Consider the following 15,290-nt stretch of genomic DNA (forward strand, 5'->3'; position numbering starts at 1 on the left):
TTTCATGAATATCAAGACAGCCCTGAGCCGTATCGTCGAACAGCTCGACCTCAGCACCGATGAGATGCGCGATGTCATGCGCGAAATCATGACCGGTCAATGCACGGATGCGCAGATCGGCGCGTTCATGATGGCCATGCGCATGAAGAGTGAAAGCATCGACGAGATCGTCGGCGCCGTGTCGGTCATGCGCGAGCTGGCGGACAAGGTCGAACTCAAGACCCTCGACGGCGTCGTCGATGTGGTCGGTACCGGTGGCGATGGCGCGAACATTTTTAACGTCTCGACCGCTTCCTCGTTCGTGGTCGCGGCGGCCGGTTGCACCGTGGCCAAGCACGGTAACCGTGCGGTCTCGGGCAAAAGCGGCAGCGCCGATTTGCTGGAAGCGGCGGGTATCTACCTGAACCTGACGCCGGTTCAGGTCGCACGTTGCATCGACAACGTCGGCATCGGCTTCATGTTCGCCCAGACCCATCACAGCGCCATGAAGCACGCCGCCGGCCCGCGCCGGGAGCTGGGCTTGCGCACGCTGTTCAACATGCTCGGCCCGCTTACGAATCCGGCCGGCGTGAAGCATCAGGTGGTGGGCGTGTTCAATCAGGCGTTGTGCCGGCCGCTGGCCGAAGTCTTGCAGCGTATGGGCAGCAAGCACGTGCTGGTGGTGCACTCGAAGGATGGCCTGGACGAGTTCAGTCTGGCGGCGCCAACCTTTGTGGCGGAATTGAAGGATGACCAGATCACTGAGTATTGGGTCGAGCCAGAAGACCTGGGCATGAAAAGCCAGAGCCTGCACGGCCTGGCAGTGGATAGCCCGGCGGCTTCCCTGGAGCTGATTCGCGATGCCTTGGGCAAGCGCAAGACCGAGAACGGTCAGAAAGCCGCGGAAATGATTATGCTCAATGCCGGTGCCGCGTTGTACGCCGCTGACCATGCCAGCAGTTTGAAAGAAGGCGTTGCCCTGGCGCACGATGCGCTGCACACAGGCCTCGCTCGGGAAAAACTGGAGGAGTTGGGTGCATTTACCGCGGTATTCAAAGTGGAGAATGAGGGATGAGTGTACCGACGGTTCTGGAAAACATTCTGGCCCGCAAAGTCCAGGAAGTCGCCGAGCGAAGCGCTCGCGTAAGCCTGGCGGAGCTGGAAAGTCTGGCCAAGGCGGCCGATGCACCCCGTGGTTTTGCCAAGGCATTGTTGGCTCAGGCCAAGCTCAAGCAGCCAGCGGTCATTGCAGAAATCAAGAAAGCTTCACCGAGCAAAGGCGTGATTCGCGAGAACTTCGTTCCCGCCGACATCGCCAAGAGTTACGAGAAGGGCGGCGCGACCTGTCTGTCAGTGCTGACCGATATCGATTACTTCCAGGGCGCCGATGCGTATCTGCAACAGGCGCGGGCGGCGTGCAAACTGCCGGTGATCCGCAAGGACTTCATGATTGATCCGTACCAGATCATTGAAGCCCGAGCGTTGGGCGCCGACTGCGTGCTGCTGATCGTCTCCGCTCTGGATGACGTGAAAATGGCCGAGTTGGCGGCCGTCGCCAAAAGTGTCGGCCTCGATGTGCTGGTGGAAGTTCACGATGGCGACGAGCTGGAGCGGGCCTTGAAAACCCTCGACACTCCGTTGATCGGCGTCAACAACCGCAACCTGCACACCTTCGAAGTCAATCTGGAAACCACCCTCGATCTGTTGCCGCGTATTCCGCGTGATCGTCTGGTGATCACCGAAAGTGGCATTCTCAACCGGGCCGATGTCGAGCTGATGGAAATCAGCGATGTGTACGCGTTCCTGGTGGGCGAAGCGTTCATGCGCGCCGAAAGCCCGGGCACCGAGCTGCAGCGTCTGTTCTTTCCTGAGCGTGGCATCGCGGTGAGCGGTTCTACACTCGACTGAACGTGACTTAATGAAGAAGCCGGCGATGCCGGCTTTTTTATACCCCAAACAAAGGATGTCTACTGCCATGACCCAGCCCATCGCCATGACCGTCGAAGCCGGCCTGCTCGCCGAACAGGATCTGTTGGCCCATGTGTGCACCGGCGATTCGGAGTTTGGCCTGCTGTTCTGGCAGCCCAGTGACCGGGCGCTGGTCATGCCGCGACGGTTGAATCGTCTGCCTGGGTTCGAGGCTGCGTGCGAAGTGTCGGCTGCGGCAGGTTGGCCGGTGTTGTTGCGTGAAACCGGCGGTGAACCGGTGCCGCAATCGGCCTCGACGATCAACATCGCATTGGTCTACGCGCCACCGCGTAGCGAGGGTGACCAGAACCGCATCGAAACCGGTTATCGCCGGCTGTGCGATCCGATTTGTCAGTTACTCGATGAGCTGGGCGGCGTTTCGTCTTTGGGCGAAATAGAGGGTGCGTTCTGTGATGGGCGTTTCAACGTCAACCTTGATGGGCGCAAGATGGTCGGCACGGCTCAACGCTGGCGCCAGAGCAAGGGCGGTACGCGTCCGGTAGGGTTGGTGCACGGTGCTTTGTTGCTCGATAACGAGCGAGAGTCGATGGTTGCGGCGGTTAACCGTTTCAATGAAGCCTGTGGCCTGGAGCAGCGAGTTCGCGCCGAGAGCCACATTGCTCTTCATGAAAAATATGCAGCACCTGATGCGATGGGGCGACTCGACACGTTGTACCGCGAGTTGCTGGCAGACATGTTCAGGGTTTAGCGCGTACCGAAGACCACCATGGTCTTGCCTTTGACGTCCACCAGGTTGCGTTCTTCCAGGTCCTTGAGTACGCGACCGACCATCTCACGTGAACAACCGACAATCCGCCCGATTTCCTGACGGGTCACCTTGATCTGCATGCCATCGGGATGGGTCATTGCATCTGGCTGCTTGCACAGTTCCAGAAGGCAGCGCGCGACGCGGCCGGTAACGTCGAAGAATGCAAGATCACCCACTTTGCGGGTGGTGTTGCGCAGGCGCTGTGCGATTTGTCCGCTGAGCACGTAAAGAATGTCTGGATCCTGTTGGGACAGTTCGCGGAATTTTGCGTAGCTGATCTCCGCGACTTCGCATTCGATCTTGGCGCGCACCCAGGCGCTGCGTTCCTGTTCCAGGCCGGCCTGTTCGAACAGGCCCAACTCGCCGAAGAAGTCTCCGGAGTTCAGGTAGGCGATGATCATTTCGCGGCCGTCGTCATCCTCGATCAGGATGGTGACCGAACCCTTGATGATGAAGAACAGGGTTTCCGAGCGGTCGCCGGCACAAATGATGTTGCTTTTGGCCGCATAACGACGGCGCTGGCAGTGCATCAACAGCTTGTCGAGGTTCTTGATTTTGGGTGTTGGGGTAATAGCAACCATGGTTGTATCCCGAAAAGACTTCACGGTGTGTTTGATTTTCTTATGAGTCGCTGAGGTTGCTATAAAGCTGGCAATGCGCCAGTGAATTGGCGCCAGCTTAACAGACACTTCCTGCAATATTCGAGAATTTACCTACAGCACAGCGGCTTGCGTCGTAGGAAGGCGAGACGTCGTCAATCAAGGCCCCTGTGCTAAGCTGGCGACCCTTTTTTATACAGTGGAGTCTTGGCGATGAAGGCACGCATCCAATGGGCTGGCGAAGCCATGTTCCTCGGCGAATCCGGCAGCGGTCATGTCGTGGTCATGGACGGTCCGCCCGATGCCGGCGGTCGCAACCTGGGTGTCCGGCCGATGGAAATGCTCCTGCTGGGTGTTGGCGGTTGCAGCAATTTCGACGTGGTCAGCATCCTCAAGAAGTCCCGTCAGGCCGTTGAAAGCTGCGAAGCCTTCCTCGAAGCCGAGCGAGCCACCGAAGATCCGAAGGTTTTCACCAAGATTCACATGCACTTCGTGGTCAAGGGCCGCGGCTTGAAAGAAGCCCAGGTCAAACGCGCCATCGAGCTGTCTGCCGAGAAGTATTGCTCGGCGTCGATCATGCTGGGTGCGGCTGGCGTGGCAATTACCCATGACTACGAGATCATCGAGCTCGGTTGAATCGACATTCAACTATCATAAAGGCAGTGCAGACTGTGGCGATCCCAAGACTGACGTCTGCACAACGCGCCACTTTTTTCAGGGTAGTAGCCCGTCCGCCGACAGGCCGCGCACCCGAACATATAACCAAAATCGCCATTGTGAAGAGGTGTTAACCGTCCTGCGCAGGTGCGTCGTGCGCTTCTGACGGGCTTGCTTGATCATGCGGCCGGGCCGCAATACATAGAGAGTCTTAACGGTGAAAAGCAAACTCAAGCTCCACGGGTTCAATAACCTGACAAAGACCTTGAGCTTCAACATCTATGACATCTGCTACGCGCAAACCCCGCAAGACCAACAGGCTTACGTCGAGTACATCAATAAAGAGTACAACGCCAAGCGCCTGACGCAGATCCTCACAGAAGTTGTCGATATCATTGGTGCCAACATCCTGAACATCGCCAGTCAGGACTATGAACCCCAGGGCGCCAGTGTCACGATTCTGATCTCTGAAGAGCCGGTGACGCCTACCGACAGCCAGATCGAAGAGTCTCCAGGCCCGTTGCCTGAAATTATCCTGGCCCACCTCGACAAGAGCCACATCACGGTGCACACCTACCCGGAAATCCATCCGGACGATGGCATCGCGACATTCCGTGTGGACATTGACGTGTCGACCTGTGGCGTCATTTCACCGCTCAAGGCGCTCAACTTCCTGATCCACCAGTTCGATTCGGACATCGTGACCGTGGATTATCGTGTGCGCGGTTTCACCCGTGACGTGGAAGGCAACAAGCACTTCATCGACCACGAGATCAACTCGATCCAGAACTACCTTTCCGAAGACACCCGGGGCGCGTACCAGATGACCGACGTGAACGTGTACCAGGAAAACCTGTTCCACACCAAAATGCTGCTGAAGAACTTCGAACTGGATAACTACCTGTTCGGCGACGCCACCAGCAGCCTGTCCGCGGAGCAGCGTGCCCAGGTGACAGACCGTGTGAAACACGAAATGCTGGAAATCTTCTACGCGCGCAACATGCCGAACTAAGATTTTCGATTGCCCTTGTAGGAGCAAGGCTTGCCCGCGATGGCGATCTCAAGGATGCAATCGCGGGCAAGCCTTGCTCCTACGAAAGCCATTGAGTCAGATCCGATAAGTACTCTTGGTCATGACCTTGGCCATCAGGCTCATGCCGAACTTCACCGGTGCCGGGAAGCGGAAACCCCCAGCCTCCAGCGCGCTTTCGGCGTGGTGTTCTTCATCAATGCGCATCTGCTCGAGGATCGCCCGGGACTTTTCGTCCTCGGCTGGCAGTTGCTCAAGGTGTTCGTTGAGGTGTTTGCACACCTGATGCTCGGTCGCGGCAACGAAACCCAGGCTGACTTTATCGCTGATCAGCCCGGCTACCGCGCCAATCCCGAACGACATGCCGTAGAACAGCGGATTGAGAATGCTGGTGTGGCTGCCCAACTGTTTTATGCGTTGTTCGCACCAGACCAGGTGGTCGATTTCTTCTTCGGCGGCATGTTCCATGGCGGCGCGTACTTGCGGCAGCTTGGCGGTCAGGGCCTGACCTTGATACAGCGCCTGGGCACAGACTTCGCCGGTATGGTTGATGCGCATTAGACCGGCGACGTGCCGGGTGTCTTCGTCGCTCATTTGCGCATCCGGCTGCACGATAGCGGGCGAAGGGCGGTACGGCTGACCACTGAAGGGCAGCAAGGTACGCATCGCGGCATCGGCTTGCAGCAGAAGGCGGTCAATCGGCGAGTAGTGACGTTGGGTTGTCATGCTGACCTCCGGGAAGAATCTCGGCGGCCAGTTTAACCCAATCGGCCGGGGAAGGTTTGCGCTGAGTCATTGCGACGCAGGTGCTTGTGGGAGCGGAATTGCCCACCCCCACAGGGCTTGCTGCAATCAGCCCGGCGGCCAATGCATCTGGCGCTGACCCAATACATGCATATGTATGTGATAGACGGTCTGCCCACCCAATGGATTGCAATTCATGACCACGCGAAAGCCCTCTTCGCAACCCAGTTCCAGGGCCAGACGCTGGGCGGTGAACAGAATATGCCCAGCCAATGCCTTGTCGTCCTCGGTCAGGTCGTTAAGCGTGCGCACCGCTTTTTTCGGGATCACCAGAAAATGCACGGGTGCCTGTGGGGCTATGTCGTGGAAGGCCAGTACCTGGTCGTCCTCGTAAATGATCTTTGCCGGGATTTCCCGGTTGATGATCTTGGTGAACAGAGTATCCACAGCTACTTTCTCCGTTGTTTGGGCTGGCCTGAGTGTAACCATGGGTGATGCCTGAGCCCAGCCTTTTACCTTGAGGGTGCGATCAGCGCGGGCAGTAAGCCTTGTTGACCATGCCAGCGATTGTCCGGGTCAGCCAGCGCGAGCCGAGTCGCGGCAGGAAGGCACGCCAGCGGTTGCGTCGACCCGGAATAATGATGGCGCGATTTTTCTCCAGAGCCCGGACGGTGTAGAGCGCGACTTCCTCGGGGCTCATCAGCATTTTGCTGTCGATCAGTTTGCCAGCGTCCAATTGCGCGGTGCGGAAAAACGCCGTGCGGGTAGGGCCGGGGCAGAGTACCGAGACCTTGACCGCGCATTTTTTCAGTTCGACGCGCAACCCTTCGGAAAAGTGCAGTACATAAGCCTTGCTGGCGTAATAAGTACTCATCCACGGGCCGGGATGGAACGCCGCCACCGAGGCGACATTCAAAATCTGTCCGCCGCCCTGCAGCGCCATGCTGTTGCCGATCGCGTGACACAGTCGAGTGAGTGCGAGGATGTTCACTTCGATCAGGTCCTGCTCGGTCATCCAGTCCTGAGCCAGAAAAGGGCCGCAGGTGCCGATGCCGGCGCAGTTGACCAGCAAATCGATCTGTCGGTCACCTTCCTCCAGCTCCAGCAGAAAACCGGACAGCCGTAGCGGCTCGCCGAGGTCACAGGCTCGGAACAACACTTCCACGCCAAAACGTTGGGTCAGTTCAATCGCAATACTTTCCAGCTGATCACGCTGACGGGCCACCAGAATCAGGCTGCGGCCGCGCCGGGCCAGTGCTTCGGCCATCGCTAGGCCGATGCCGCTGGAAGCGCCAGTGATCAGTGCGTAACGGGTCATGCATTTCTCCATCGCAACAGCTCCGCGCCGGCGACGCAGGTGTCACGGACGGGGAGCGCTGTTCATTCTTTCGCAGAGTCTACAGGGGGCTGGGCTTCTTCGGCTGCATCGTCGGCTGAATTTGGCGCGGGCTCTGCTTCCACAGCGGTTTGATCTTCGATCTCTTCGGTGGTCACTGAGTCACTTTCATAGCCGCTCTGGGTGGCGCTTTCGTATTCGCTCTGGAGGGTAGTAAGGCCGCCGGTCAGTCCGCCGATGAACAGGATCGCGATAAATACCAGCCACAGTGACGACAGGACCTTGACCGCGGCGCTGTTGGGCGGTGGTGGCGCACCGTATCGATTGGCGGTGTTATTACCCGGCGCAATCATCATCACGAACGGAAAGATGCTGCCCACGAACGGTACGAGGGTCAGCAGCCAGAGCCAGCCAGACCAGCCGATATCGTGCAGACGCTGGACACTGAACTGGATGCTGACGAACGCCAGCGCCACGAAGAGAATAAAGGCCAGCAAACCACCGAGAATCAGGCCGGCGGTAGTGTCCGTAGAGATAAGGGCCAAGCCGAAAACAGCAAGCACAGCGCCAACACCAAGGGTTACCAGCGTCAGCGACATCGTCCAGGCCAGATAACGCAAGCGACCGATCCGACCCACGAAGCTGAACGGCTTGAGTGTGGAAAACGCAGGCAAGGCTTCGCCAACGGTAGCCCGGGGTGGTGCGTAAGGGGATTCGGGATCTGCCGCGACAGCGGGGGCGTGTTCATGAACGTCAGCCAGGTTCAGCTCGATCGAGGGTTCGGATTCGATTCGGGCATCGATACCGGTTTTGGTCAGCGCCTGGAGATAAGTCTGCGCATCGCCCTGCGACAGGTCGCGTTTGAGCGCAACCGGCTTGCCACTGAACAGCCGCTCGATGGCAGCCACATCGCTTTTGAACAACTCGGCGAGATTGAGCTTGGCGGTGGTGACGTCGACACCTGGCAGCAGAGCGCCGTCGAACACGATCTTGAAACGGTTTTCGCTCATTACGAGGCATCCTTGTCGTGTGAAGCCAGCCGGAATGGACTGGCCAGGTTTTCCTGTCAGCGTGGCCAGCGCTTGGGCAGCGCTGCCGCCAGCTCCAACGCTTTGCGGTACTCGGCATCAAGGCGAGCGACCAATTGATCGACACTCGGCAAATCATCGATCTCGCCGACACCCTGGCCTGCGGACCAGACAGTTTTCCAGGCTTTGGCTTCATCGCTCATGGGCTTGAGTTTGGAGCCGAAGTCCACCTCGCCCTTGCCTTGCAGCGCGGCCATGTCGAAACCTGCAGCCTCAAGGCTCTGACGCATAAAGCTCGCCGGTACTCCCGACACCGCTGGAGTATGGACGATGTCTGCGGCTCTGGCAGTCAACAGCATCTCTTTATAGGCGTCAGGCGCATGACTTTCGGTGGTGCCGATAAATCGTGTGCCGAAGTAGGCCAGATCCGCACCGAGCAATTGTGCCGCGAGAATCTCGTGGCCGTGGTTCAGGCAGCCGGCCAGCAGCAGGGTCTTGTCGAAGAATTGGCGAATCTCGGCAATCAGCGAGAACGGGCTCCAGGTTCCGGCGTGTCCACCGGCGCCCGCTGCCACGGCGATCAAACCGTCTACCCCGGCCTCGGCGGCTTTCTCTGCATGGCGACGAGTCGTCACGTCATGGAACACCAGACCGCCATAGCTGTGCACTGCATCGACCAGTTCTTTCACGGCGCCGAGACTGGTGATCACAATCGGCACTTTGTGTTCGATGCAGATCGCCAGGTCCGCTTGCAGCCGCGGATTGCTGTGGTGGACGATCAGGTTCACCGCATAAGGCGCCGGATTCTCCAGTGTCGCCAACCCTGCTTCGATCTCTTCCAGCCAGGACTTGAAGCCGCTGCTCTCGCGCTGGTTCAGCGCAGGAAAGCTGCCCACCACGCCATTACGGCAGCAGGCGAGCACCAGTTGCGGGTTGGAAATCAGGAACATTGGTGCTGCCACCACTGGCAGACGCAAGCGTTGTTCGAGCAGAGCGGGCAGCGACATTGGAAGTACCCCGAAGAGTTGTGCTTATTGGCGTTAGAACGGCCGGACGACGACCAGAATTACAATGGCCAGCAATATCAGAACCGGCACTTCATTGAACCAGCGATAAAAGACATGACTGCGGGTGTTCTCGCCACGGGCAAAACGCTTCACCTGGGCGCCGCACATGTGGTGGTAGCCGATGAGGATCACCACCAGGGTCAACTTCGCGTGAATCCAGGCACCTTGACTAAATATGCTGGGGTTCAAGGCGATCAGTGCGATGCCGAAAATCAGGGTGGCGATCATCGCCGGGCCCATGATGCCGCGGTAGAGTTTGCGCTCCATGATGCTGAAACGTTCTTTGCTGACGGTGTCTTCGCTTTGGGCGTGATAAACGAACAGGCGCGGCAGGTAGAACAGGCCGGCAAACCAGCAGACCATGCTGACGATGTGAAGCGCTTTGAGCCACAGATAAAGCATTTTTAGTTATTCCCAGGTTCACGGTAGCGAAGATAGTAGAGGGTAGAGCGCCCGCACGTCACCTTGGCGGTTGTCGCAGAGCCGCGCGGCCCCTATTATCGACGGCTTTCCAGTGGGTTCGTTGAGGGCAGGTTTATGGTCAAGGTCGGTATCGTCGGCGGCACGGGTTACACCGGTGTCGAACTGCTGCGTCTGTTGGCGCAGCATCCGCAAGCAGAAGTGGTCGTCATCACTTCCCGATCCGAGGCCGGTCTGGCCGTGGCTGATATGTATCCGAACCTGCGCGGTCATTACGACGGCCTGGCGTTCAGCGTTCCGGACATCAAGACGCTGGGCGCTTGCGACGTGGTGTTCTTCGCCACGCCTCACGGTGTTGCCCATGCGCTGGCTGGCGAACTGTTGGCGGCCGGGACCAAAGTCATCGACCTGTCGGCGGACTTCCGTCTGCAAGACGCCGATGAGTGGGCCAAGTGGTACGGTCAGCCGCACGGCGCGCCGGAACTGCTGGAAGAGGCGGTTTACGGCTTGCCGGAAGTCAATCGCGAGCAGATCAAGCAGGCTCGCCTGATCGCCGTTCCGGGTTGCTACCCGACTGCTACGCAATTGGGTTTCCTGCCATTGCTTGAAGCAGGTCTGGCCGATACCACCCGCCTGATTGCTGACTGCAAATCCGGCGTCAGTGGTGCCGGTCGTGGCGCGTCTGTCGGTTCGCTGTACTCCGAGACGTCGGAAAGCATGAAGGCTTACGCCGTCAAAGGTCACCGTCACCTGCCGGAAATCCGCCAGGGTCTGCGTCGTGCAGCGGGCAAGGACGTCGGTCTGACGTTCGTTCCGCACCTGACGCCAATGATTCGAGGCATCCACTCGACGCTCTACGCGACCGTCGTGGATCGCTCGGTGGATCTGCAGGCACTGTTTGAAAAGCGTTATGCCAACGAACCGTTCGTCGATGTCATGCCGGCCGGCAGCCATCCAGAAACCCGCAGCGTGCGCGGTGCCAACGTTTGCCGTATTGCGGTGCATCGTCCGCAGGATGGTGACCTGGTGGTGGTGTTGTCGGTGATCGACAACCTGGTCAAAGGTGCGTCGGGTCAGGCGGTGCAGAATATGAACATCCTGTTCGGGCTGGATGAGCGCCTGGGCTTGTCTCACGCTGGCATGTTGCCGTAAGGCTTTAGCCCGCTCAGCAAAAAGGCCCGTCTGACGGGCCTTTTTGCATTCCTGGCTTACGATTGGGTTGATTGATATACCGTAACAATAGTTGACCGATTTTCTAGGAGAAGCGGATAATGCGCGTCATCACGCATTATGGCGGCGTAACGCCGGGAGATAGTTAGCATGAGCGTCGAATCCTTCACCCCCACTGCTTTGCAATTCACCCACGGTGCCGCACACAAGGTGAAGAGCCTGGTCGATGAAGAGGGGAATGATCGCTTGAAGCTGCGCGTATTCGTTACGGGCGGCGGTTGTTCAGGTTTTCAGTACGGCTTCACCTTCGATGAGGAAGTGGCCGATGACGACACCATTGTCGAGCGCGAAGGAGTGAGTCTGGTCGTTGATCCGATGAGCTTCCAGTACCTGGCAGGTGCCGAGGTGGATTATCAGGAAGGTCTGGAAGGTTCACGCTTCGTAATCAAGAATCCGAACGCCAGCACCACGTGTGGCTGCGGCTCTTCGTTCTCGATCTGATCGCAATCATCGCATCACCAAGCGCCGCATGGCCTCAGGGCTCTGCGGCGTTTTGCTGTGTGCAGATTAAGCGGGGTAGATGGCGCCGAGTACGCGCAGACCACTTGCGCCGGTGACGCTCGGGCGATTGGCAGCGATGCCTTCAAGGCAGCAATGGGCCAGCCAGGCGAAGGCCATGGCTTCGACCCAGTCCGGGTCTACACCGTAAGCCGCGGTGCTACTGACCTTGGTGTTCGGCAGCAAGCTGGCCAAGCGGTTCATCAGCGTGGCGTTGTGGGCGCCGCCACCGCAGACCAACAGTTCCCGGGTATCTGATTGGGCGTTCTGCAATGACTCGATAATGATCAGTGCGGTCAGCTCAAGCAGTGTTGCTTGCACATCTTCGGCGGCGAAAGTCGGCAGTTTCGATAGATGTTGTGTCAGCCATGGCAGGTTGAACACTTCACGGCCGGTACTTTTGGGACCTTTGGTCACGAAAAATGGATCACTGAGCAGCTCGTTCAGCAGAACCGGTTCGACCTTGCCGCTGGCAGCCCATTGGCCATCGCGATCAAAGTTGTCGCCGCGTTGCTGGTGAATCCAGGCATCCAGCAGAACATTGCCCGGGCCACAGTCGAAACCGGCTACCGGTTTGCCGGGCTCGATCAGGCTGAGGTTACTGAATCCGCCAACGTTCAATACCGCGCGATTGCCTGCGCGTTCTTCAAACAACGCTTCGTGAAAGGCTGGAACCAGCGGGGCGCCTTGTCCGCCAGCCGCCACATCGCGGCTGCGAAAGTCGCTGACCACGGTGATGCCGGTCAACTCGGTCAGAAGGGCAGGGTTGCCAATCTGCACGGTGAAGCCGCGCGCCGGTTCGTGGCGAATGGTCTGGCCGTGGCTGCCAATCGCGCGAATGTCTTCGGGTTTCAGTTTTTGTTGGTCGATCAGGGTGTGAATACCCTGTGCCGCCAGTTTCACCCAGTTCTGCTGGGCGATGGCGGAGCGGGCAATCTCGTCCGGGCCGCTGGCGCACAAACCAAGCAGCTCGGTGCGCAGTGAGTCAGGCATGGGAATGTAGTGCGTGGCGATCAGTTTGATTGCCGGAGCCAGCTCGACCAGCGCTATGTCCAGGCCATCTAGGCTGGTCCCGGACATCACACCTATATAGAGCGTCATGGCTTAGCGCTTGCTCGAAGCCAGCTGCGTGGATTTCTCTTGATCCATGCGCGCCATCAGCGGTTGGCTCTGCGCGAGGAAACGTGCGCGCTCGGCTTTGGAGATCGGATCGGCCATCGCCACTTTCTGGCCTAGTGGGTCGACGTGCACGCCATTGACCTGGAACTCGTAATGCAAATGCGGTCCGGTGGAAAGTCCGGTGGTGCCGATGTAGCCGATCACTTGGCCTTGCTTGACGCTACTGCCAGTCTGCACGCCTTTGGCAAAGCCCTGCATGTGGCCGTACAGCGTACGGTAGGTATTGCCGTGCTGGATAATGACGGTGTTGCCGTAGCCGCCACGGCGACCGGCCAGCAACACTTTGCCATCACCGGCTGCCTTGATCGGAGTGCCACGCGGCGCTGCATAGTCGACGCCTTTGTGAGCGCGGATCTTGTTCAGGATCGGGTGCTTGCGGCCCATCGAGAATTTCGAGCTGATGCGGGCGAAGTCCACCGGGGTACGGATAAACGCCTTGCGCATGCTGTTGCCGTCAGCAGTGTAGTAGCTGCTGTTACCTTGTTTATTGGTGTAACGCACGGCGGTGTAGGTCTTGCCGCGGTTAGTGAAGCGAGCGGAAAGGATCGGGCCATTGCCGACAGCCTTGCCGTTGACGACTTTCTGCTCGTAGATGACATCGAACTCGTCACCCTGGCGAATATCCTGGGCGAAGTCGACGTCATAGCCGAACACGCTGGCCATGTCCATGGTCAGGCTGTGGGACAAACCGGCGCGTGCAGCGGACTGCGACAACGAGCTGTTGATCACACCATGAACATAGGCCGAGCGCACGGTAGGCTTTGCGGTAATGCGGTTGAATGCATAACCCTTGTCATTCTTGGTCAAGGTGATGCTTTCGACGTCGCTGACCTTGCTGTGAAGGTTGGTCAGTTGGCCGTTGGGGCCCAGTTCGAATTCGAGTTTCTGGCCATGTTTGAGTTGGCTGAACTGCTTGGCCTGCTTGTCACTGGCCAGCACTTCATGCACCAAAGCTGCTGGAAGACCGACTTTTTCAAACAGGGTGGAGAGGGTATCGCCTTTAGAAACGATCACTTCCCTGTGGTTTGGAGACTTTTTTTCTTCGATCACTGGCGCTGGCGCTGGCGCCGGCACTGGCGCGGCCTGAGCGGTTTCCTGGGGTTCTTCGGCGCTGTTTTCGATCTGCGCAAAAGGGGAAGCGGCTGGCTCATTTGTGGCCTGGACGGCCTCGGCAGCGTCTTGATCTTGTGTCAGTTGTTCAGCAGGGCTTTCCAGTTCAAGACTCAGGGTCGTCTTTTTGGCTTCAACATCACTGGAAGGAAATACCAGAAGCGCCAGGCTCAGAAGGGCTGCGATGCCACTTGCTGCGAGCAGGTGGGTCTTCGGGTAAAGCGGCGGCGCTTTAGACGATTCTTTGGTCATAGATAATTTTTGACTTTGAAAAAGATGAATTGGAAAAGATGAATGACATGATGAAGATGAAATAACTGTATAAAATATAACCAAATCATCCCTGAAGCAAGTCCGCGAACGCTGAGTCTGTGGATTAGTGTCCGTGCGCCGGGCAAAACTTGTATTTGACGCGCGATCTTGTATGGTTGGTTCCCTTTGAATTCGAGCCTTGCGGGTCTGTTATGAAGTCGGTTGAAGAGCAGCTAGCGCTGATTAAACGTGGTGCGGAAGAACTGTTGGTCGAGTCCGAGCTGATCGAAAAGCTCAAGCGTGGCCAGCCGCTACGTATTAAGGCAGGCTTCGATCCGACCGCGCCGGATTTGCACCTGGGGCATACCGTGCTTATTAATAAGCTGCGCCAGTTCCAGGAACTGGGGCATCAGGTGATCTTCCTTATAGGTGACTTCACCGGGATGATCGGCGATCCGAGTGGCAAGAGTGCGACACGTCCTCCTCTTACCCGCGAGCAGGTTCTCGAGAATGCCGAGACCTACAAGACCCAGGTTTTCAAGATTCTTGATCCGGCGAAAACCGAAGTTGCGTTCAACTCCACCTGGATGGATCAGATGGGGCCGGCCGACTTCATTCGCCTGACTTCTCAGTACACCGTGGCTCGCATGCTTGAGCGCGACGACTTCGACAAGCGCTACACCACCAATCAACCGATCGCCATTCATGAGTTCCTCTACCCACTGGTTCAGGGTTATGACTCGGTTGCTTTGCGCGCGGATGTCGAGCTGGGTGGTACTGATCAGAAGTTCAACCTGTTGATGGGGCGTGAACTGCAGCGTGGATATGGTCAAGAGGCTCAGTGCATTCTGACCATGCCGCTGCTCGAAGGTCTGGATGGCGTGAAAAAGATGTCCAAGTCCTTGGGCAACTACGTGGGTATTCAGGAAGCGCCGGGTGTGATGTACGGCAAACTGGTTTCCATTCCGGATGCGCTGATGTGGCGCTACTTCGAATTACTCAGTTTCCGCTCCATGGATGAGATCAATGCGTTCCGTGCCGATGTCGAGGCGGGTGCCAATCCGCGTGATATCAAGATCAAGCTAGCTGAAGAGATCGTTGCGCGTTTCCATGGTGAAGAGGCAGCGGCCAATGCGCACCGTGGGGCGGGTAACCGTATGAAGGAAGGCGAGCTGCCGGACGATCTGCCGGAGATCGAGTTGACTGCTACTGAAGACATGCCGATTGCTGCTGTCCTTAATAAGGCAGGTCTGGTCAAGAACTCGGCTGTCGCGCGGGACCTTCTAGGTTCTGGTGGTGTGCGTATAGATGGTGAGGTGGTCGATCGCACCTTTATATACACGCTGGGCGCGACCCATGTCTGCCAGGCTGGGAAGAAGGCATTTGCGCGTATTACGCTCAAATCCGAGTAAAGCTCGAATTAG

At 58.0% G+C, this 15,290-nt stretch carries 17 protein-coding genes; 8 read left to right on the plus strand and 9 right to left on the minus strand.

Features of this window, described 5'->3' with window-relative positions:
* The first annotated feature begins 4 nt into the window (after positions 1-4).
* From trpD to IB252_RS14575, 3 genes are all read left to right on the plus strand, one after another.
* On the plus strand, positions 5-1,054 hold the full coding sequence (trpD, locus tag IB252_RS14565) for an anthranilate phosphoribosyltransferase (protein WP_056741323.1): 1,050 nt from the start codon (positions 5-7) through the stop codon (positions 1,052-1,054).
* Positions 1,051-1,887, plus strand: coding sequence for an indole-3-glycerol phosphate synthase TrpC (gene trpC / locus IB252_RS14570; RefSeq protein WP_123368676.1), 837 nt, complete (start codon positions 1,051-1,053; stop codon positions 1,885-1,887). Before trpD ends, trpC begins: the two co-directional genes overlap by 4 nt.
* A 67-nt stretch (positions 1,888-1,954) precedes the next feature.
* The gene (locus tag IB252_RS14575; protein WP_192409287.1) at positions 1,955-2,656 is read left to right on the plus strand and encodes a biotin/lipoate A/B protein ligase family protein; all 702 of its coding nucleotides are present in this window, start codon (positions 1,955-1,957) and stop codon (positions 2,654-2,656) included.
* Here the strand turns inward: IB252_RS14575 and crp are convergent.
* A complete protein-coding gene (gene crp / locus IB252_RS14580) occupies positions 2,653-3,297 on the minus strand; it encodes a cAMP-activated global transcriptional regulator CRP (protein WP_046045393.1) in 645 nt (214 codons plus the stop codon). The genes IB252_RS14575 and crp overlap by 4 nt on opposite strands.
* A 231-nt stretch (positions 3,298-3,528) precedes the next feature.
* Here crp and IB252_RS14585 point away from each other — a divergent pair, with 231 nt between their 5' ends.
* A complete protein-coding gene (locus IB252_RS14585; RefSeq protein WP_007941657.1) occupies positions 3,529-3,951 on the plus strand; it encodes an OsmC family protein in 423 nt (140 codons plus the stop codon).
* A gap of 238 nt (positions 3,952-4,189) precedes the next feature.
* On the plus strand, positions 4,190-4,984 hold the full coding sequence (gene speD, locus IB252_RS14590; protein WP_192409288.1) for an adenosylmethionine decarboxylase: 795 nt from the start codon (positions 4,190-4,192) through the stop codon (positions 4,982-4,984).
* Between the two features lie 96 nt (positions 4,985-5,080).
* On the opposite strand, the gene coq7 is transcribed toward speD, so the two are convergent.
* From coq7 to hemJ, 6 genes are all read right to left on the minus strand, one after another.
* The gene (gene coq7 / locus IB252_RS14595; protein WP_008147238.1) at positions 5,081-5,728 is read right to left on the minus strand and encodes a 2-polyprenyl-3-methyl-6-methoxy-1,4-benzoquinone monooxygenase; all 648 of its coding nucleotides are present in this window, start codon (positions 5,726-5,728) and stop codon (positions 5,081-5,083) included.
* Positions 5,729-5,854: 126 nt separating this feature from the next.
* Positions 5,855-6,193, minus strand: a complete 339-nt coding sequence (locus IB252_RS14600; RefSeq protein ID WP_008147240.1) for a histidine triad nucleotide-binding protein — start codon at positions 6,191-6,193, stop codon at positions 5,855-5,857.
* 82 nt (positions 6,194-6,275) lie between these two features.
* Positions 6,276-7,064, minus strand: coding sequence for an SDR family NAD(P)-dependent oxidoreductase (locus tag IB252_RS14605; protein WP_046045397.1), 789 nt, complete (start codon positions 7,062-7,064; stop codon positions 6,276-6,278).
* A 62-nt stretch (positions 7,065-7,126) separates the two neighbouring features.
* On the minus strand, positions 7,127-8,092 hold the full coding sequence (locus IB252_RS14610) for a DUF805 domain-containing protein (protein WP_192409289.1): 966 nt from the start codon (positions 8,090-8,092) through the stop codon (positions 7,127-7,129).
* A gap of 56 nt (positions 8,093-8,148) precedes the next feature.
* Positions 8,149-9,117 (minus strand): NAD(P)H-dependent flavin oxidoreductase, encoded by a 969-nt coding sequence (locus IB252_RS14615; RefSeq protein ID WP_192409290.1) that lies wholly within the window; start codon positions 9,115-9,117, stop codon positions 8,149-8,151.
* Between the two features lie 33 nt (positions 9,118-9,150).
* The gene (gene hemJ / locus IB252_RS14620) at positions 9,151-9,579 is read right to left on the minus strand and encodes a protoporphyrinogen oxidase HemJ (protein ID WP_008147249.1); all 429 of its coding nucleotides are present in this window, start codon (positions 9,577-9,579) and stop codon (positions 9,151-9,153) included.
* Between the two features lie 135 nt (positions 9,580-9,714).
* Here hemJ and argC point away from each other — a divergent pair, with 135 nt between their 5' ends.
* Complete coding sequence (argC, locus tag IB252_RS14625) at positions 9,715-10,749, plus strand: N-acetyl-gamma-glutamyl-phosphate reductase (RefSeq protein WP_008147251.1); 1,035 nt, start codon at positions 9,715-9,717, stop codon at positions 10,747-10,749.
* Between the two features lie 168 nt (positions 10,750-10,917).
* Positions 10,918-11,268 carry an iron-sulfur cluster insertion protein ErpA gene (gene erpA, locus IB252_RS14630; RefSeq protein WP_007947969.1) on the plus strand — a complete coding sequence of 117 codons (351 nt, stop codon included), beginning with the start codon at positions 10,918-10,920 and terminating at the stop codon, positions 11,266-11,268.
* 66 nt (positions 11,269-11,334) lie between these two features.
* Here erpA and IB252_RS14635 read toward each other — a convergent pair whose 3' ends face one another.
* Complete coding sequence (locus tag IB252_RS14635; protein ID WP_192409291.1) at positions 11,335-12,426, minus strand: anhydro-N-acetylmuramic acid kinase; 1,092 nt, start codon at positions 12,424-12,426, stop codon at positions 11,335-11,337.
* 3 nt (positions 12,427-12,429) lie between these two features.
* Positions 12,430-13,866, minus strand: coding sequence for a peptidoglycan DD-metalloendopeptidase family protein (locus IB252_RS14640; RefSeq protein WP_192409292.1), 1,437 nt, complete (start codon positions 13,864-13,866; stop codon positions 12,430-12,432).
* A 212-nt stretch (positions 13,867-14,078) separates the two neighbouring features.
* On the opposite strand from IB252_RS14640, the gene tyrS reads away from it, so the two are divergent.
* Entirely contained in the window at positions 14,079-15,278 is a 1,200-nt protein-coding gene (gene tyrS / locus IB252_RS14645) for a tyrosine--tRNA ligase (RefSeq protein ID WP_192409293.1), read from the plus strand.
* Positions 15,279-15,290 lie beyond the last annotated feature (12 nt).

It is taken from the genome of Pseudomonas sp. PDM10, assembly GCF_014852295.1.
GTDB lineage: Bacteria > Pseudomonadota > Gammaproteobacteria > Pseudomonadales > Pseudomonadaceae > Aquipseudomonas.

Coding starts and splice junctions, on each gene's coding strand:
- IB252_RS14635 (WP_192409291.1), bottom strand. CDS start 12,426: ATGACGCTCTATATAGGTGTGATGTCCGGGACCAGCCTAGATGGCCTG.
- IB252_RS14605 (WP_046045397.1), bottom strand. CDS start 7,064: ATGACCCGTTACGCACTGATCACTGGCGCTTCCAGCGGCATCGGCCTA.
- erpA (WP_007947969.1), top strand. CDS start 10,918: ATGAGCGTCGAATCCTTCACCCCCACTGCTTTGCAATTCACCCACGGT.
- IB252_RS14585 (WP_007941657.1), top strand. CDS start 3,529: ATGAAGGCACGCATCCAATGGGCTGGCGAAGCCATGTTCCTCGGCGAA.
- tyrS (WP_192409293.1), top strand. CDS start 14,079: ATGAAGTCGGTTGAAGAGCAGCTAGCGCTGATTAAACGTGGTGCGGAA.
- coq7 (WP_008147238.1), bottom strand. CDS start 5,728: ATGACAACCCAACGTCACTACTCGCCGATTGACCGCCTTCTGCTGCAA.
- hemJ (WP_008147249.1), bottom strand. CDS start 9,579: ATGCTTTATCTGTGGCTCAAAGCGCTTCACATCGTCAGCATGGTCTGC.
- IB252_RS14640 (WP_192409292.1), bottom strand. CDS start 13,866: ATGACCAAAGAATCGTCTAAAGCGCCGCCGCTTTACCCGAAGACCCAC.
- IB252_RS14615 (WP_192409290.1), bottom strand. CDS start 9,117: ATGTCGCTGCCCGCTCTGCTCGAACAACGCTTGCGTCTGCCAGTGGTG.
- trpD (WP_056741323.1), top strand. CDS start 5: ATGAATATCAAGACAGCCCTGAGCCGTATCGTCGAACAGCTCGACCTC.
- IB252_RS14610 (WP_192409289.1), bottom strand. CDS start 8,092: ATGAGCGAAAACCGTTTCAAGATCGTGTTCGACGGCGCTCTGCTGCCA.
- trpC (WP_123368676.1), top strand. CDS start 1,051: ATGAGTGTACCGACGGTTCTGGAAAACATTCTGGCCCGCAAAGTCCAG.
- crp (WP_046045393.1), bottom strand. CDS start 3,297: ATGGTTGCTATTACCCCAACACCCAAAATCAAGAACCTCGACAAGCTG.
- argC (WP_008147251.1), top strand. CDS start 9,715: ATGGTCAAGGTCGGTATCGTCGGCGGCACGGGTTACACCGGTGTCGAA.
- IB252_RS14575 (WP_192409287.1), top strand. CDS start 1,955: ATGACCCAGCCCATCGCCATGACCGTCGAAGCCGGCCTGCTCGCCGAA.